The sequence below is a fragment of the Streptococcus parasalivarius genome (genome assembly GCF_054785155.1).
In genome coordinates this window covers 20,080-37,292 of record NZ_BAABOB010000001.1, presented here as the reverse complement: position 1 = coordinate 37,292, position 17,213 = coordinate 20,080, and the positions used below count along the sequence as shown (strand labels likewise).

Here is a 17,213-nt window from a genome sequence, read left to right as displayed (position 1 = left end):
TTAGAACTCCAAGTTTATACCTGGGCGATCCAAGGCAATTTCAGTTACTTCATAAGTCAAACGTTGAAGCGTATCCAAGAGCGGTGCAGCCAAGGCTTCTGCTTCTTCTTGTGAGAAGTCTTTTGGTTCATTGACGATACGGTTTTGAATATGGTCCATTTGAGAAACAATCCCTGAGATAACAAACTCATCACGGACAATCATAAATTGCAAAACAGCTACAACAGACGTATTGTTAGCTTCTTCATCTTTATTGTGCAACTGGAAAGTTACTTCAACATTTGTTTTAGGCACACCATTCTCTTTTTCCCACTCATGGTTACGAACATCATAGTGGTAACGGTTAACAAATACTTTTTCGCGAATTAAATCCATTAGTCATATTCTCCTTGATACAATTACTCTTTATTATAGCATAAATATGCTTTATTATGGGAATATTATTGACAGAAAAATGAGTATTTAGACCGAGTTTGACAGCAATAATAATCACTAGAAAAGTAGGAGCTTTGATTTAGGTCTAAGAACACTAAAATAAGGCTCCTTCATCAGAAAAGAGCCTTACATTGACAGCTAACAGTCCCTCAAAGAACGTTTCTGCTGTCCCTGTTCATCAAAATTCTCAGGAGACAACCAATTCTCAAATCGTTTCTTAAGCGCTGGCCACTCACTATCAATAATCGAGAACCAGTCCGTATCACGGCTACGTCCCTTATAGATAGCATGGTTACGAAAACGCCCCTCATAGGTGAACCCTAAACGCATGGCTGCATTGGCAGAAGGGCGGTTGAGACTATCACATTTCCACTCATAACGACGATAGTTAAGATCCTCAAAGACATATTTCATAAGCAGGTATTGAGCTTCTGTGGCTGCTCGAGTCTTTTGTAAGACAGGTGCCAAAATCACTCGCCCCATCTCAACACTGCGATTTTTGGGTGTAATAGCCATGAGTGAAAAGGTTCCTAGAACCTTACCTGAAGCCTTATCCCTGATGGCAAAGAAATAAGGATTCTGGGATTGCTCATAATCCTCCAAACACTGACGTACAGCTTCTTCAGATTCAAAAGGGTCCGCATACATATAGGTCCAATCCGAAAGAATCTGATTAGTAAAGTAAAAGTCTAAAATGTCCTCATAATGCTCTGCCACTGTCAAATGTTCAACGCTACAATAACGACCTTCTAATAGAGCAACATCTGGCATTTTACCCAGACTAGCATCTGCTAGACTTGGCCCTACTTCTTGTTGGTAGTGATTTAAAGGCATAGGATTCTCCTTTTTTCATAAAGAAAAGCCTACACAAAAGTGCAGACTTTAGCTTAATTATTTAGCAACTGGGTATACAGATACTTGTTTTTTGTCGCGACCTTTACGTTCGAAACGTACAACACCTTCAACTTTAGCGAAGAGTGTATCGTCACCACCACGGCCTACGTTTACACCTGGGTAGATGTGTGTACCGCGTTGACGGTAAAGGATTGATCCACCTGATACAGTTTGTCCATCAGCTGCTTTAGCACCAAGACGTTTAGCTTGTGAATCACGACCATTGGAAGTAGAACCCCCACCTTTTTTGTGGGCGAAAAGTTGCAAGTTTTCAAGAGTTTTCAACATAAGATTGTGTCCTTTCTTAGTGATTAGTCGCTAACTTACGCGTTGATAGCGTTGATAACAACTTTTGTATAAGGTTGACGGTGACCTTGTTTACGGTGGCTACCTTTTTTAGGTTTGTATTTGAAAGTAACAACTTTCTTTTGTTTACCTTGTTTTTCGATAGTTCCGACAACAGTAGCTCCCTCAACAACTGGAGTACCTACTACAGTTTTATCACCACCGACAAGAACAACTTCGTTAAAAGTTACTTCTGATCCAGCTTCAGCGTTGATTTTTTCAACGTAGATCGCTTGACCTACTTCAACTTTAACTTGTTTTCCACCAGTTTTGATGATTGCGTATGTGCTCATGATGCACCTCCTATTAAAATTTTTAATGTGTCTGAGGTTTCCCTCTGTGAAGACTCGCCTAGTACTGCGGGGACGAACCCACTTGCAAACAGTAGTCGTGCGGTTGCACAGGACGTGCATTTAGTCAACGTTACAATTCTATCATTTTTTCCCTCTAATGACAAGAGAAAAAGTTATTTTGATTATTCTTATTCTGCTCATTGAAATTTATCAAAGTAACGATTACCCTAATCAACTCTTATTCCATATCTTCCTAGGAAAGTCTTAGCTAGAGCCCGCTCCAGATTAACTAAGGAAAGGCTCTTATCCGTTGTCAAAATTTGATAGCGTTCACTTCCTTCGAAATAGAAGTGATTCAATGCCTGATAGCCATTTCGTTCATAAAATGCTAAACGTTTTAGACGTTGAGCCCTATTAGAGACTTGCTCCTCATCCATAGGCTCAATCGTAAGCACACACGGTCGTTCTCCTGCTTCTTCCCTAACTTGTGCCAAAATCTGACTGCCATATCCCTGAGACTGTTTACTTTCTTTAACCGCGAGAAAGAGTAGGTAGACCAGGTTATCAGTACAGATTGCATAGGTAAAACCAATAAAAACTCCCTGATCAAAATAAGCCAAGAAAGATTGTCCATTTTTCAAACTGTTCCAAGACAAGTGCCAGAGTGGGAGCCTCTCCTCCACAGGAAAAGCCGCTTCATAAAGTGAAGCGACCTTCTTGAATGTTGGTGTCAGAGGATAAATGTTACGAACCTCTAGTGTCATTTTCCTAACCAATAACCTTCTTATAATCTTCTGGTGTTGCTACATGAGCGTGCTCACGTTGACGATCAAGCAAGTGACTAAGGAAGTCACGGTTGCCCAAGGCTTCTTTAAGGGTTTGCTTAAATTGCCCAGCATTCATTGGTGAGAAGATATTGCTTGGTGCAGTATAATCTAGACCATGGCTTGTATTCGTGAAAGCCAGGATAAGCAGGTTATTTTCAAAGGCAGCACGTGTCGCTGACAGGATTTCATTTTGGTGGTTAATATCTAAATAGAAATCAGCCTCTTGATAGAGACGCTTAACCTGTTCTGTTGTAATATTCGGATAAAGGCTAACATTACTATATTTAGCTAAATCCATCAAACGACTTGACATTTCAGTGATTGCGCCAATATGGTAGTGCATGGTAGGCACTTCACTAACAATGCTTTCCAAGTGTTCAATCTGATCTGAGTTGGTCAAGATCAGTGCTTGATTTTGGAAATTATTCTGACGAGCAAATGGATACATGAAGCCAAGGAAAGCCACGCGAGAAGCCTGCTCTGGACTAACCAACTTTAGAAGATTCGTATATGCTGTGTATTCTTGCACTACAATCTTAGTTTGACGGTGATTGCTATCAAGAAGGAGGCGCATATTCCCAGGGACTGAATCAGTGATAGGCTCTTGCCAGAAGAGGACATCTTGACCAGAATTCGGAAGATTCATAGCTGTCAAGAAAGGCGTTGACAAGGAGTTATAAAGGATACGTCGCAAATCATAGCCAGCTTCTTTAAGATAAAAGACTACAAACTCCGATTTGTTTTTGAAAATGTAGACCTTGTCTTTCCAATTCAAGATAACGTCTTTGGTCAAATGGTTAATGACGATAACTTCCTTGTTATCTGGAGTGAAATAACTAGTAATGGTCGCTTCTTGCTTAACATTGTAAGTTGTTTGTGAGAAACGATAACCCTTATTATTGTAGCGATCAGTCACACGCAGGCGACCTGACTCATCATACCAATCCACAGCTTTAACTAGACGCTGATGAGCAGGATGTGCATAGTGAATATGACCACGTTTCTTATCAAAACGGAAGATTTCCGCGTTGCTATTTGTTCCTAAAATTTCCCAGTAATCAGGCACAGGAACCTGATTAAAGTAAAGTGCAGAACCTTGAACCTTGTCAAAACCAGTGAAATAAAGGTAAGGTGAGGTCACATCACTAGGCAGAAAGCCATCATCTGAAAGACAAACTGTTGTATTTACATAGCCAGCGACAATCAGCGAGTAATGGAGATCCCAACTACCTTGACTATAGTTCTCAAATAAATTAATCATGATTAGTCATCTCCTTTACTAAGTTAAGCCACTTCTGCTCGATTTCCTCTGTCAAAAAGCCTTTGGCGATATCATAAGAGACTTGATGAACATGATCTAAATCTGAACGATTGAAGAAAGCTACAATTTTCTCTGCCAAGGCAGCCACAATAGCAAGCTCGTCATCTTTTTCAAATCGAGGGATTAAGTAACCATTTTCATTATCCTTGATAAAAGTTTGGTTCCCATAACGGACATCAAAACCAATCATACCAAGGCCCGATCCAACAGCTTCTAGAAGTGTCAAGCCAAAACCTTCACTCTTAGAACCTGATAGGTAAAGTTCGTAATCCTTGTAGACTTCTGTTAAATCTTGGTGACCCTTAAGATGGATGTAATCCTGAGCGTGATTTTCCTCGATAATGGCCTTAAGCTTAGCTTCTTCAGCACCTGTACCAAAGATATCAAAGTTCACTTGTGGCAGACTTTCTTTAGCCTTAACAACAGCCTTAGCCAACCAGTCTACGTGCTTTTCATTGGCCAAACGTGAAGCTGTGATGATTGAGAATGGTTTACGCTCTCCCTCAGGCTCTCTCAGTTTATCCAAACTTCCCACAGGAATCGTTACGATATTAGGTGTAAATGGTGTGTATTTGTTGAACTGATCTAGCATAATGCTGCGTTGACGCTCTGTCGCTGTGATGAAGAAATCAACCTTATCTGCATTGCTGAATTGGTACTCATAGAAGTTATTCCAAAGAATAGTCTTGTCTGTCACAGCATTTTCACTAAAGTGCTCTGCATGGACAACAACTCCAAGCTTAGCAGGTTTAGTATTACGGAAAACAGCCTGCCCTGTGCCAGTTGCACGGTCCAAAATGACAATATCTTGGTCAGTTAGACCAAGTTGCGACATGAAGTAGGCAATAAATTCATGTTTAGATGACAAAATCTTATCTGGGAAACGGAAGACACTATCCTTACCATCAACAATTTCATCATAAGCAACACTACCATCCTCATTGAAGAAACGACGTTGATAGAGGTGGGCCTTGTTATCTACAGGGGTGTAGTACTCCGTGAACATCTTAGTGTAAGAGTAAAAGTCTTTACGAATTAAGCAACCACGCGATACTTTTTCCACACGGTGAACGATATCTTCACCCTCTTTACGCAAGTAGGCTGCATAAAAAATATCTTCCTTGGCACAAAAGAGCTTAACCACCTTGCCATTAATCTCACGACGCGTGATGTCATAAGGGATTTCCTTTTCCAAATCCTTGACAGTATAGGTCGTTGGAGCAATTTTCAGGTCTGTAAAATAGCTATATAGCCAGATGACGTCTTCATCTTCAAACCCCATGTTACGGGTCAAATCAGAAAGATTGTCCTGCAGGAACATATCCATAAAGACAAATTTGGCCTTAATACCTGTGTTTTTGAAAATTGTAGAACGATAGGCCTGGGCGTACTCAACACCACTTGATGCCCAACCGATTCCTAAATTGATGTTATAAACAGTCATGTATTTTCCTTTCTGGGTAAAAGTTCAACATCGACATTTCTTTTTGGACATACCTAACTCTAGTAGCACCTAAATACTACTATGTTAGTACTATATCCTCCTAGACTAGAGCAAGTCTTCAATAAGTGTATCCACTTCGTCTTGCGCTTCTTCAATAGGTGTGATTTCAGTCACCATGATTCCCGCAACCGCACGTTCAACCAAGGCTTCAACATCCATACGACGTTCATATTGTTCAACGTTTTTGATTTTTGGATTAGTCTTTGGACGGTCAGGTGCAAAGATAGTACAGCAATCCTCAAAAGGTTGGATGGAAATGTCAAAGGTATCAATTTTTTGTGCCAAATCAATGATTTCCAACTTATCCATAGTGACAACTGGACGAATCACTGGCGTACATGTAACAGCATTAATCGCCTGCATAGACTCCATAGTCTGACTGGCAACCTGACCAAGACTCTCACCATTGATAATCACAAGACCTCGACGTTCTTCTCGAATGCGGTCAGTAATACGCATCATAAAACGACGCGTCAAGGTCATCAAATAAGCCTCAGGCGCTTTTTCTTTGATTTTCTCTTGGATTTCAGTAAATGGCACTTCGATGAACTGGATATTACCACCAAACTTGGTCAACTTACGGGTCAAATCTTGAGCCTTTTTCAGTGCACCAGGACTGGTATAAGGAGGGCTTGCAAAGTGGACAGCTTCAATATCCACACCACGTTTAAGTGCAAGATAACCTGCCACTGGCGAATCAATCCCACCTGAAAGCATGAGCATTCCTTTACCGGCAGTCCCTACAGGTAGTCCACCTGCTCCTTTGATTTCCTCGTGAGAAATATAAGCCGCCTCGGCACGAATTTCTACCTTAAGGTTGACATCTGGGCCCTTCATCTGAGCCTTAATGTCAGGCAATACATCAAAAACTGCATTTCCTAAAGTAAGATTGAGTTCACGACTATCGAGAACAAAATCATGGTCACTACGTTTAGCAGTCACTTTAAAGGTAAGACCGTCACGATAGAGCCCAGTCATAATGTCTTGAACAGCCTTTTTCAAGACCTCGACATCTTTTTCAAACTTGTAAACAGGACTAAAGGCTTGAATACCAAAAATTTGCTTCAAAGACTCTGCTACTGGCTCATAGTCTGTACCGTTGAGGTAGATGTGACCACGGTCTCGGTCAAAAGTCACTTTAACATCTGGATAGATGGATAGAACATCCTTGATGTTATTTCTAAGTTTATTGATAAAGCGCATACGATTTTTGCCCTTGGTAGACAATTCACCATAGCGAACCATAATTTCTGAATATGTTAGTGTCATTCCTTTTCCTTTTACATTTGAATTTAGTTTTATTGTTTAATTGCTTAAATCTTACTATCTCACTTTTTGTGTCTTGGCGTAGACCTGCTTGAAAATCGTGAGAAACTGTTCTACCTGTCCCATATCATTGTCATCATCAAGACTGATACGTACAGCCGTTTGAGCTAATTTAGTCGGAACACCCATAGAAATGAGAGTCCCTGCTGGTTTTCCCGCCTTAGATGAACATGCAGATGTCGTTGAAATATAGATTTGATGCTCTTCAAAAGCATGGACAATAACTTCACCACGAACACCCTTGATTCCAAAGGTCAAAATACTGGGCGCAAAGTCTTCACCCTCACCTGAGAAAATAGTAATGTCCTCATACTTAGCCAATTCGTCAAAGATAATTTTTTTCATCTTGGCAATTTTCGGAAGAGAAAACGCCTCTTTGTCAGTAACTAAGCGCAAGGCCTTAGCCATACTCGCAATGCCAGCAACATTCTCAGTCGTTGAACGAAAGTCTTTTTCTTGACCACCACCTGTTAGGAGCGGCGTAATCTTTTTCCCTGCCTTTTTGTAGACAAAACCGACACCTCGAACAGCATGGAACTTGTGACCAGAAAAAGTTGCAAAGTCAACACGGTCTGTTAAATAAGCTGATACAGGAATCTTCCCAATGGCCTGAACAGCATCCACATGGAAAGATATCGTCGGCTCATCAGCCAATATATCCGAGATAGCTTGAATAGGTTGGATTGATCCGATTTCGTTATTAACGGCCATAACCGAAACCAAGATCGTGTCGGGGCGTAATAATCCAGCAAGAGCTTCAACATCCACAAATCCTTGCTCATTAACTGGTGCATAGGACACTTCGAAACCATGCTCTGAAAGCCATTTGGCAGACTCTTTCACCGCAGGATGTTCAATATCAGAAACAATAATGTGTTTGCCGTAAGGCTCTTTTTCAAAAGCAACTCCTTTAATGACCCAGTTGTCGCCTTCGGTTCCTCCAGACGTAAAGAAAATCTCATCGGCTGATTTTCCAATGAGGTCCGCAACTTGCTTACGAGAAGCCTCCAAAATACGTGTCGCAGATGTTCCTAATTGGTGCAGGCTGGATGGGTTCCCAAAAATTTTAGTAGCCACTTCTTGATAGGTTCTAAGTGCCTCTGGATAAGGCACCGTAGTGGCTGAATTATCAAAATAAATCATGATTTTTCCTCGATTTTTATTTACTATTTATTATAGCATAATTTTTTTAGCAATTTTTGCGAGAAAATCATATAATAGAAAGTACGAAATATTTTTAAGGAGAGCATCATGTCTGAAAATTACTCACGCCGTAATCATTCATCAAAAGAAGAAAAAAAATCTGCCCCAAAGGTGACTGAACACGTTACAAAAGGCTTCACTGCCTTCCAAAAAGTCCTTACTGCCGTCGGGACAATTTTGTCAATCATCGTGGCTTCAATCACCATCATGAATTTCACAGCCTCTAAAAATAAGGACACCTCTGATTCATCAGCCAATCAATCAACTGTAGTCATCAAAGAAGGCAATAATAAGACTCAAGAATCAAGCGCCGCTTCATCTAGTTATGGCAATGCGACTGATTCAGAAACACAAACAAGTAGCCAAGCAGGAACTAACACCTATTCGTCATCTGCAGATACAACAACGGGTGGCAATACAACTACCTCTTCATCAGCAGCTACTGCAGACACAACATCTGGCAATGCGACTACTGGTGGTGCAACAACTGGTGACGCCGCTTCTAACTAAGACATGTAAAAGGCTAGGAAACCCTGCCTTTTTTCTATAATCCTATGAACTATACAGAAACTCTAAATTTTATCCATTCTTTCAAGGGCAATGGCCGTCGCCCTCAACTCGAACGTATGCGTTGGCTCTTGAAACAAGCCGGAAATCCTCAGACTCACTTTCCAACGGTGCATATTGTCGGGACCAACGGTAAGGGATCAACAACAAGCTACCTACAAAATATCCTAACAAAGTCAGGTTATCAGGTCGGGACCTTCACCTCCCCTTATATTACTCGTTTCAACGAACGTATTAGTATTAACGGCACAGAAATTCCTGATAAGGATTTGATTAGCCTTGTTGCGAAAGCTCAGGTTCTTCTCGATGATTTAGAAGAGCACACTGATTTTGACCGACCAACGGAATTCGAGTTGGTCACCTTACTCATGTTCCTCTACTTCGACCTTAAACAGGTTGATATGGCTATCATTGAAGCAGGTATTGGTGGACGCCTTGATTCGACCAATGTCCTTTCGCCAGAGCTTGTCATCTGTACTTCGATTGGATTTGATCACACTGAGACCTTGGGCGATAGCCTTTTGGACATTGCCAATCATAAAGCAGGCGTCATGCGAGAAAACACACCTATCTTACTTGGTCGTGTCTCTACAGAAGTTGAACATTTTTTCAACCAAAAATCACATGACCTACAAGCTCCTTTAGCCGTCATTGATAGAGAAATTCAGCTGCTTCCGCAAGACAATCAAACGATCCAAGTTTCTTATGACCATTGGGAAAGTCCAGATCTTAAGCTACCAATGCTAGGACGACATCAAGAAAACAATGCTGGATTAGCTGTCACTGCTGCCCATCTCTTGACTCCAACATTTCCTAAGATTACTAATAAGAGCATTCAAGATGGTATTTGTGACACACACTGGCCTGGTCGTAGTGAGTGGATAGGAAACAATATTTATCTAGACGGTGCCCATAACCCTCAAGGAATTGCCAGCTTAAAACAGGTACTAAAAGATAACTTTACCAATCGTAAAATCCACATCCTCTTTGCAGGACTGAGACGAAAACCTTTAGCAAACTTACTAGAAGAACTGAAAGATTATGATATTACGGTAACCAACTTTGACTTTTTTGAAGCACTGCCCTTGGATGACTATCCTCAAAACTTCAAATGTGCGACCGACTATAGAGAATGGCTAGCACAAGCTGAATCAGCAGATTCTGATGACCTATTTGTTGTCACAGGATCCCTTTACTTTATCTCAGAAGTAAGAAACTACTTATTAAACGAAAGAAAGGCCTAAAGGTCTTTTTTATTTAGACAATATACAGTTACACACAAAATATAGGTTGTTATTTGAACACAAAGAAAAGTCTATCTATTTGGCTAGACAGACTTCACCTTTTTACCTCATCGTTACAAATTCTTCTGAACCGGTTGGATGAATGGTTTCCATAGCCAAAAAGGCTATGGAAATTCGCAAGGGACCTCCTTGCGATCACTTTCAATTGAGGCCATTCAGACACAAAGAAAAGTCTATCCATTTAGGTAGACAGACTTCACCTTTTTATCTCATCGTTACAAATTCTTCTGAACCGGTTGGATGAATGGCAACCGTATTATCAAAATCAGCCTTAGTTGCTCCCATCTTAATAGCCACAGAGAAGCCTTGAATCATCTCGTCAACACCGTAGCCAATGCCATGAAGACCGATGATTTTTTCATCCTCACCAAGTGTTACTAATTTCATAGTTGACGGCTGACGATTGTTTGCAAGAGCTGTATACATTGGAGTGAAACTAGATTTATAGACCTTGATATTCTCCGCACCATATTTAGCAATTGCTTTTTCCTCAGTCAAACCAACAGAACCAATGACTGGATGGCTAAAGACCACAGTGGCTACATCAGTGTAATCAAGCTTAGCATCGGCTTTATTGTTGAAGAGTCGCTCTGACAATTGACGTCCCGCCTTGATTGCAACTGGCGTCAAATCTAGTTTACCAGTCACATCACCAAGGGCATAGATACCAGGAACTGATGTATTTTCAAAGGCGTCTGAATAAATGTTACCTCGTTCAGTCAACTCAACGCCCGTCTTTTCAAGACCAAAGCCAGAGGTATTGGCAGCACGACCAATAGCCCAAATGAGGCAATCAACAGTGATCGTTTCTCCATTGTCAAAGCTAATGGTCAAAGAATCGTCAGCATTTTTCACTACTTCTGTAGCATTAGCATGCGTGTGAAGGGTCGGACCTGATTTAGCCATCTCATCGACTAAGACATCGATAATATCCTTGTCAAAGGTACGTAATGGGCGATCCTTACGAACAAAGAGATGCGTGTCACTACCAAGAGCATTGAGAACACCAGCAACCTCAACGGCGATATAGCCAGCACCGATAACAGCTGTACGTTTTGGTACCTCATCTAACTCAAAGAAACCATCTGAAGTAATCCCATATTCACTACCTGGAATATTTGGATAAAGAGCATGACCACCTGTTGCAATAAGGATATGGGGTGCTGTATAAAGCTCCCCCGCTACTTCAACCGTATGAGGATCAACAAATCTTGCATACTCGTATACACGTTCAACGCCATTGCTATCAAAACCACGCTCAAAAGAGCCCTGGATACGGTCGATATAAGCCTGACGATTGGCCTTAAGCATTGCAAAATCAAACTTATTAACCGTCACATCAAAACCATACTCGCCTGCATAACGGTGAAGGGTCTCAGCAACCTGAGCACCATACCACATGACCTTTTTAGGTACACAGCCCACATTGACGCAGGTACCGCCGACCTCTTTTCCTTCAAAGAGAATAACCTTAGCGCCGTGCATAGCAGCACGATTAGCACTGGCAATCCCACCAGAACCACCACCAATAACAATATAATCGTATTCTTTTACCATATTTTACCTCTTATATTTCTTTATACAGCGTATTAGCTACTAGATAAGCCATTTCTGCCTATACTTTATCATAAAATAGGTACCCTGACAAAAATCTGCTACGACATAAAAAAACAACCCCGTACTCAACGAGATTGTTTAATCATATCTTATTTATCAAGTGGTTTGCGGAGGAATCCGAAAAGGATACCTGATACCACAGCACCAATCAAGATGAAGAGAAGGTAGAGAAGGGCATTTGATGTGAGGGCGATAACGAAGATACCTCCGTGTGGTGCCATCAATTTGATTCCTGCCATACCTACAAGAGCACCTGTAAGGGCTGAACCGACGATAAAGCTTGGGATAGCGCGTGCTGGGTCAGCTGCACCAAATGGGATCGCACCTTCAGTGATGAATGAGAGTCCCATAACGATGTTTGTCAAACCAGAATCACGTTCTTCTTGTGAGAATTTATCTTTGAACAATACGGTTGCTACAAAGACTGCCAAAGGAGGAACCATACCAGCTGCCATAACTGCTGCCATAACAACTGAACCACCTGAAGTTACAGTTTCAGCAAGAGTACCTGTAGCAAAAACATAAGCTGCTTTATTGACTGGTCCACCCATATCCACTGCCATCATACCACCTACAAGGAGACCAAGGAGAACTGCTGAGCTACCTGACAAGCTTGACAAGAAGTTATTAAGACCAGTATTGATTGCTGCCATTGGGATATTCACTGCTAGCATGGCAAATCCTGTGAGGGCCACTCCAAGAAGAGGCATCAATAAGATTGATTTTGCACCTTCGAGTGCACGTGGAACCTTAATGTATTTTCTCAACAAAAGTACAATTCCACCAGCTAAGAAACCACCTACCAATGCTCCAAGAAATCCTGATGACACTTGATGAGAAGAAATCTTATCAACTGCTTCTTTTGCTGCATTCTCATCTAAACCTGCAACTTTTGCATAGACTACGATATTTCCATAAGCAAGACCTGCTTTCGCAATAGCCCCAGCTGCAAAACCGGCAATCAAACCTGGTTTCTCAGCAATTGAATAGGCAATATATCCTGCAAGAATAGGCAACATGAAACTGAAAGCAATATCACCAATTGATTTAAAGAGAGCCGGAAGTTCATTGTAACTACCCAAATGTGACAATTGATCTTTAGGAACACCCATGATTTGGTCAAGCAAGAAAGCAAGCGCAATCATGATACCACCACCGATAACGAATGGAAGCATTTGTGATACCCCACTCATCAAGTGTTTGTAAAAGGCACCACCGAGGCTCAATTTCTCTGTTGATTCTTGAGCAGCTCCAGCATTTTCGGTATGGAAGACTTCAGCCTTACCATCCAAGATATTTTGGATTAATTCTTGAGGTTGACGAATACCTGCAGCGACTGGTTTGGAAATCAATTTCTTACCATTAAAGCGTGCTGTTTCAACTGCCTTGTCCGCTGCCACGATAACACCAACAGCCTTGTTGATTTCTTCAGCGGTCAATGGTGTTCCAACACCTGATGCACCGTTAGTTTCAACACGAACATTGACACCCATTTCTTCACCTGTTTTAATAAGTGATTCTTCAGCCATGTAAGTGTGAGCAATACCGGTTGTACAAGCTGTTACTGCTACGATGAGTGGTTTATCGCTTGAAGCTGCTTCTTTAACAGCTTGTGCTTTCTTGGCTTCCTCAGCTTGCGCTTCTTCTTCGCCGGTATTAAACGCTGCAATCACATCGTCCGCAGATGTTACCTTACGCAAGCGGTCTGCAAAACCATCTTGCATGAGGTATTTTGACAATTCAGCAAGAGCTGCCAAGTGAGTGTCATTTGCTCCCTCTGGAGCTGCAATCATAAAGAAGAGGTCGGTAGGTTGACCATCAAGTGATTCGTAATCCACACCTTTATTAGATTTAGCAAAAAGTACAGTTGCTTCTTTTACAGCAGCATTTTTACTGTGTGGCATAGCAATTCCATCACCCAAACCAGTTGATGTTTGTGCTTCACGAGCCATAATGCCTGCTTTGAAAACATCAAAGTCAGTCACGACACCATTGTCAACCAAGCTGTTAATCATTTCATCGATAGCAGCTTCCTTTGTAGTTGCTTGAAGGTCAAGCAACATAACTTTTTTGTTCAGTAAGTCCTGAATTTTCATAGTTTTTCTACCTCTACTTTATTGTATGTTTCTTTAATAAATTCAATTGTCGCCAAGTCATCTGAGAAAGCTGTAGATGTTCCACACGCTACTCCCCACTTGAGAGCCTCAATTGGATCACCTGATTTAACAAACTCACCAGTGAAACCAGCAACCATTGAGTCACCCGCACCAACAGAGTTTTTAACTGTCCCCTTAATTGGTTTGGCAAAGTAAGCAGCCTCTGGTGTGACAAGCAGAGCCCCATCACCTGCCATTGAGATGATAACGTTCTGTGCACCCTTAGCAAGGATTTCACGCGCATATTTTTCAACATCAGCCAAACCATTAAGTTTGACATTGAAAATAGCTTCTAACTCATGGTTATTTGGTTTTACCAAGAGTGGTTGGTAAGCCAAGGAATCAAGCAAGGTTTGACCTTCAAAGTCACAGACAACCTGTGCACCCGTTTCACGCACTAGTGGAATCAATTTGTTATAGACCTTGTTTCCAAGATTGCTTGGTGCTGATCCAGCAAAAACAACTACATCATCAGCACTTACACTTGAAAGAACTGCTTCCAATTCAGCCAATTGATACTCATTAATGACAGGTCCTGCACCGTTAATTTCAGTTTCTTGGTCAGCCTTGATTTTAACATTAATACGTGTGTCTTGATCCACAGCTACAAACTTAGTTTTAATACCTTCTGCATCCAAACCATCTGTCACAAAACGTCCTGTAAAACCACCGATGAAGCCCGTTGCAGTATTATCAACACCTAAACGTTGCAAAATACGACTAACATTAATCCCCTTACCGCCAGCGAACTTATCATCACTCTCCATGCGGTTAACTTCACCAATCTCTAATTTGTCGATACGAACAATGAAGTCGATTGATGGATTCAGCGTTACAGTATAAATCATACTTCAATAACCCTCGTTTTCTCTTTTAATTCTTTTAGGAGCTCTTCTTCCGAAGCATTTGTAATTATGGTTACTTTCTCGACCTCGGCTACCTTAGCATAGGTAATCTGACCAAGTTTAGAAGCATCCGCTAGAACATAGGCTTTTTGCGCATTAGCTATAACCGTCCGTTTAATAACTGCCTCTTCCATGTCTGGTGTGGTGAAATAATTAGCATCAACACCATTAGCACCAATGAACGCACAATCAAAATTCAGTTGTCTGATTTGCTCTTGAGCAGTACTTCCAATAGAAGCATCCGTTGAATGTTTAACCTTTCCTCCAACAATCCTAGTGCTAACACCAAGATCTACCAGCTTAACCGCATGGTGGATAGAATTAGTCACAACCGTTACCTGACGATTAGCCAAATGTGGAATCAAAAGTTCATTTGTTGTACTAGCCTCAAGAAAGACGACATCACCTTCCTTAATCAAATCGGCAGCATAACCAGCTAATCGAGCCTTTTCTTGAACATTTCTGATAGCTTTTTGGCTATTGGCAATTTCTTCCTTTAGACCATGAATACTTTCAGCACCACCATGAACACGTTTAAGTTGGCCATCTGCCGCTAACTCGTCCAAGTCGCGACGAATCGTCGACTCGGAAGTATCACTTAACAAAACAGTTAGGTTTTCCAAAGTGACAAAACCATCTTGTTTCAACTGAGACAAGATAATCTGCTTACGTTCAGACTTTAGCATAATCTCTCCTTCTGTAATCGTTTACAAAATCTATTATACTAAATTTTTAATAACTGTCAACTAGAAACAGTCAAAAATAATCAAAATATTTCATTATAAAACACTTATCTACCAAAATGACGCAATTTGATAAGAAAGTTCTTACATTTTCAAAAAGAATACCCCTTTCAGTATGAAGGGCAAAATAAAAAAGCCTTTCGGCTCTCTTATCTTATTTGGCATAGTCAACCGCACGGAATTCTCGAATGACTGTAACCTTGATATTTCCTGGGTAATCCAAGTTTTTCTCAATTTGTTCACGTATCTTGTGAGACAAGATCGTAACTTCATCATCTGAGATTTTATTTGGATGAACCATAATACGAATTTCACGACCAGCTTGAAGGGCGAAGCTTGTTTGAACACCGTCAAAGCTTGATGCAATCTCTTCCAGATCACGAAGGCGTTTAACATAATTCTCAACAGATTCATTACGAGCCCCTGGGCGAGCCGAACTCAAAGCATCTGCTGTAGCTACAATAACTGCAATCACACTCTCAGGTTCCACATCTCCATGGTGACTGGCAATGGCATTAACCACGACTGGATGCTCTTTGTACTTACGTGCAAACTCAGTACCAATCTCAACGTGACTACCTTCGACTTCTTTGTCAATAGCTTTCCCAATATCGTGAAGGAAACCAGCACGACGAGCGAGAGCCACATTTTCACCCAATTCACCGGCCATAATACCTGCTAGTTTACCAACTTCAACTGAGTGACGAAGTACGTTTTGACCATATGAAGTACGGAATTGCAATCGTCCCATAATCTTGATTAGATCAGGGTGGAGATTCATAGCCCCAATTTCGTAAGCCGCCTCTTCACCATATTCGCGGATACGGTTATCCATTTCCTGACGACTCTTCTCAACCAACTCCTCAATACGAGCTGGGTGGATACGTCCATCCTTAATCAAGGCTTCGAGAGTCATACGAGCAATCTCACGACGGACTGGATCAAAACCAGAAAGAACAACCACTTCTGGAGTATCATCAATAATAACATCGATACCTGTTAAGCTTTCAAGTGTACGAATGTTACGCCCCTCACGCCCAATAATACGACCTTTCATATTATCATCTGGGAGGTGAACAGTGGTTACGGTTTGTTCAGTAACATAATCCCCAGACAAACGTTGCATAGCTTGCGCCAACAAGTTTTTGGCCTTCTTATCAACAGTATCTTTGACCTGTGCTTCTGCATCTTTGATACGTGTTGCAATCTCATGAGTAAGATTATTCTCTGTCTCTGTTAAGATTACCTCACGCGCCTCTGCAATGGTCATTTGACCAATACGTTCAAGTTCAGCTTGCTTCTCAGCCTCCAACTGAGTCACATTCTCTTCACGCTCATTAAGATGTTTAGATTTGTCAGCAAGACTCTGCTCTTTTTTCTCGAGGGCGAGTTCTTTACTTGATAGATTTTCATCCTTACGATCAAGGCTGGTTGCACGTTCTGTTAAACGATTCTCCATTTGTTTAAGCTCTTGACGTTCAGATTTGAATTCTTTTTCAATATCTTCTCGATATTTCCTAGCTTCCTCTTTTGCCTCTAACAAGAACTCTTTACGTTGAGCCCTACTTTCGCGTTCAGCAGTTACACGCAGGTGGTCTGCATCATGTTCTGCCTGACTACGAAGGTTCACAGCGTCTTGTTCTGCCTTTAGCAAGGTAGTTTCTGCTTGTTCCTTAGCTTTGCTAAGTTTGATAGAAATTGCTAAATATCCAACGACTAAACCAATGAGTGCAAAGACAACTAAAATGATTATGTTTATCATGTCTTTACCTC

16 protein-coding genes and 1 other annotated feature are annotated in these 17,213 nt (G+C 41.2%); of the genes, 2 read left to right on the top strand and 14 right to left on the bottom strand.

Translation table 11 applies throughout. From position 1 onward, the window contains the following. The 9 genes from ACYVQ1_RS00225 to ACYVQ1_RS00185 all read right to left on the bottom strand — a co-directional run bounded on the left by ACYVQ1_RS00225 (position 1) and on the right by ACYVQ1_RS00185 (position 8,088). Positions 1-375 (bottom strand): DUF1149 family protein, encoded by a 375-nt coding sequence (locus ACYVQ1_RS00225; RefSeq protein WP_002885550.1) that lies wholly within the window; start codon positions 373-375, stop codon positions 1-3. Positions 376-573: 198 nt separating this feature from the next. Next, positions 574-1,269: a GNAT family N-acetyltransferase gene (locus tag ACYVQ1_RS00220; RefSeq protein WP_461249436.1), complete on the bottom strand. Its 696-nt coding sequence runs from the start codon at positions 1,267-1,269 to the stop codon at positions 574-576. A 57-nt stretch (positions 1,270-1,326) separates the two neighbouring features. Next, complete coding sequence (gene rpmA / locus ACYVQ1_RS00215; RefSeq protein WP_002885483.1) at positions 1,327-1,617, bottom strand: 50S ribosomal protein L27; 291 nt, start codon at positions 1,615-1,617, stop codon at positions 1,327-1,329. Positions 1,618-1,652: 35 nt separating this feature from the next. After that, positions 1,653-1,967 (bottom strand): 50S ribosomal protein L21, encoded by a 315-nt coding sequence (gene rplU / locus ACYVQ1_RS00210; RefSeq protein ID WP_002885597.1) that lies wholly within the window; start codon positions 1,965-1,967, stop codon positions 1,653-1,655. Between the two features lie 40 nt (positions 1,968-2,007). After that, positions 2,008-2,082: a sequence feature (ribosomal protein L21 leader region), on the bottom strand. A 112-nt stretch (positions 2,083-2,194) separates the two neighbouring features. After that, positions 2,195-2,731 carry a GNAT family N-acetyltransferase gene (locus tag ACYVQ1_RS00205; protein ID WP_461249435.1) on the bottom strand — a complete coding sequence of 179 codons (537 nt, stop codon included), beginning with the start codon at positions 2,729-2,731 and terminating at the stop codon, positions 2,195-2,197. A gap of 4 nt (positions 2,732-2,735) precedes the next feature. After that, positions 2,736-4,055, bottom strand: a complete 1,320-nt coding sequence (gtfB, locus tag ACYVQ1_RS00200) for an accessory Sec system glycosylation chaperone GtfB (protein WP_461249434.1) — start codon at positions 4,053-4,055, stop codon at positions 2,736-2,738. Beyond that, positions 4,048-5,559, bottom strand: coding sequence for an accessory Sec system glycosyltransferase GtfA (gtfA, locus tag ACYVQ1_RS00195; RefSeq protein WP_002890077.1), 1,512 nt, complete (start codon positions 5,557-5,559; stop codon positions 4,048-4,050). The genes gtfB and gtfA overlap by 8 nt, the downstream gene beginning before the upstream one ends. A gap of 105 nt (positions 5,560-5,664) precedes the next feature. Continuing rightward, positions 5,665-6,888: a tRNA uracil 4-sulfurtransferase ThiI gene (gene thiI, locus ACYVQ1_RS00190; RefSeq protein WP_461249433.1), complete on the bottom strand. Its 1,224-nt coding sequence runs from the start codon at positions 6,886-6,888 to the stop codon at positions 5,665-5,667. A gap of 54 nt (positions 6,889-6,942) precedes the next feature. After that, positions 6,943-8,088, bottom strand: coding sequence for a cysteine desulfurase family protein (locus tag ACYVQ1_RS00185; RefSeq protein ID WP_461249432.1), 1,146 nt, complete (start codon positions 8,086-8,088; stop codon positions 6,943-6,945). Between the two features lie 108 nt (positions 8,089-8,196). Between ACYVQ1_RS00185 and ACYVQ1_RS00180 the strand changes: the two genes are divergently transcribed. Next, positions 8,197-8,658 carry a DUF6556 family protein gene (locus ACYVQ1_RS00180; protein ID WP_002890074.1) on the top strand — a complete coding sequence of 154 codons (462 nt, stop codon included), beginning with the start codon at positions 8,197-8,199 and terminating at the stop codon, positions 8,656-8,658. Positions 8,659-8,702: 44 nt separating this feature from the next. Continuing rightward, positions 8,703-9,959 (top strand): bifunctional folylpolyglutamate synthase/dihydrofolate synthase, encoded by a 1,257-nt coding sequence (locus ACYVQ1_RS00175; protein WP_461249431.1) that lies wholly within the window; start codon positions 8,703-8,705, stop codon positions 9,957-9,959. Positions 9,960-10,223: 264 nt separating this feature from the next. Here the strand turns inward: ACYVQ1_RS00175 and gorA are convergent, their stop codons facing one another. The 5 genes from gorA to ACYVQ1_RS00150 all read right to left on the bottom strand — a co-directional run bounded on the left by gorA (position 10,224) and on the right by ACYVQ1_RS00150 (position 17,202). Then, entirely contained in the window at positions 10,224-11,576 is a 1,353-nt protein-coding gene (gorA, locus tag ACYVQ1_RS00170; protein WP_461249430.1) for a glutathione-disulfide reductase, read from the bottom strand. Between the two features lie 149 nt (positions 11,577-11,725). Continuing rightward, positions 11,726-13,732, bottom strand: a complete 2,007-nt coding sequence (locus ACYVQ1_RS00165) for a PTS fructose transporter subunit IIABC (protein WP_461249429.1) — start codon at positions 13,730-13,732, stop codon at positions 11,726-11,728. Continuing rightward, positions 13,729-14,640, bottom strand: coding sequence for a 1-phosphofructokinase (gene pfkB, locus ACYVQ1_RS00160; protein ID WP_461249428.1), 912 nt, complete (start codon positions 14,638-14,640; stop codon positions 13,729-13,731). The genes ACYVQ1_RS00165 and pfkB overlap by 4 nt, the downstream gene beginning before the upstream one ends. After that, positions 14,637-15,383, bottom strand: a complete 747-nt coding sequence (locus ACYVQ1_RS00155; RefSeq protein ID WP_139724723.1) for a DeoR/GlpR family DNA-binding transcription regulator — start codon at positions 15,381-15,383, stop codon at positions 14,637-14,639. The genes pfkB and ACYVQ1_RS00155 overlap by 4 nt, the downstream gene beginning before the upstream one ends. A gap of 211 nt (positions 15,384-15,594) precedes the next feature. Next, on the bottom strand, positions 15,595-17,202 hold the full coding sequence (locus ACYVQ1_RS00150; RefSeq protein WP_461249427.1) for a ribonuclease Y: 1,608 nt from the start codon (positions 17,200-17,202) through the stop codon (positions 15,595-15,597). Between the last annotated feature and the right edge of the window lie 11 nt (positions 17,203-17,213).

Excerpts from the sequence above, each read along its gene's own strand:
- ACYVQ1_RS00225 (WP_002885550.1), bottom strand. The coding sequence starts at position 375 with ATGGATTTAATTCGCGAAAAAGTATTTGTTAACCGTTACCACTATGAT.
- ACYVQ1_RS00220 (WP_461249436.1), bottom strand. The coding sequence starts at position 1,269 with ATGCCTTTAAATCACTACCAACAAGAAGTAGGGCCAAGTCTAGCAGAT.
- rpmA (WP_002885483.1), bottom strand. The coding sequence starts at position 1,617 with ATGTTGAAAACTCTTGAAAACTTGCAACTTTTCGCCCACAAAAAAGGT.
- rplU (WP_002885597.1), bottom strand. The coding sequence starts at position 1,967 with ATGAGCACATACGCAATCATCAAAACTGGTGGAAAACAAGTTAAAGTT.
- ACYVQ1_RS00205 (WP_461249435.1), bottom strand. The coding sequence starts at position 2,731 with ATGACACTAGAGGTTCGTAACATTTATCCTCTGACACCAACATTCAAG.
- gtfB (WP_461249434.1), bottom strand. The coding sequence starts at position 4,055 with ATGATTAATTTATTTGAGAACTATAGTCAAGGTAGTTGGGATCTCCAT.
- gtfA (WP_002890077.1), bottom strand. The coding sequence starts at position 5,559 with ATGACTGTTTATAACATCAATTTAGGAATCGGTTGGGCATCAAGTGGT.
- thiI (WP_461249433.1), bottom strand. The coding sequence starts at position 6,888 with ATGACACTAACATATTCAGAAATTATGGTTCGCTATGGTGAATTGTCT.
- ACYVQ1_RS00185 (WP_461249432.1), bottom strand. The coding sequence starts at position 8,088 with ATGATTTATTTTGATAATTCAGCCACTACGGTGCCTTATCCAGAGGCA.
- ACYVQ1_RS00180 (WP_002890074.1), top strand. The coding sequence starts at position 8,197 with ATGTCTGAAAATTACTCACGCCGTAATCATTCATCAAAAGAAGAAAAA.
- ACYVQ1_RS00175 (WP_461249431.1), top strand. The coding sequence starts at position 8,703 with ATGAACTATACAGAAACTCTAAATTTTATCCATTCTTTCAAGGGCAAT.
- gorA (WP_461249430.1), bottom strand. The coding sequence starts at position 11,576 with ATGGTAAAAGAATACGATTATATTGTTATTGGTGGTGGTTCTGGTGGG.
- ACYVQ1_RS00165 (WP_461249429.1), bottom strand. The coding sequence starts at position 13,732 with ATGAAAATTCAGGACTTACTGAACAAAAAAGTTATGTTGCTTGACCTT.
- pfkB (WP_461249428.1), bottom strand. The coding sequence starts at position 14,640 with ATGATTTATACTGTAACGCTGAATCCATCAATCGACTTCATTGTTCGT.
- ACYVQ1_RS00155 (WP_139724723.1), bottom strand. The coding sequence starts at position 15,383 with ATGCTAAAGTCTGAACGTAAGCAGATTATCTTGTCTCAGTTGAAACAA.
- ACYVQ1_RS00150 (WP_461249427.1), bottom strand. The coding sequence starts at position 17,202 with ATGATAAACATAATCATTTTAGTTGTCTTTGCACTCATTGGTTTAGTC.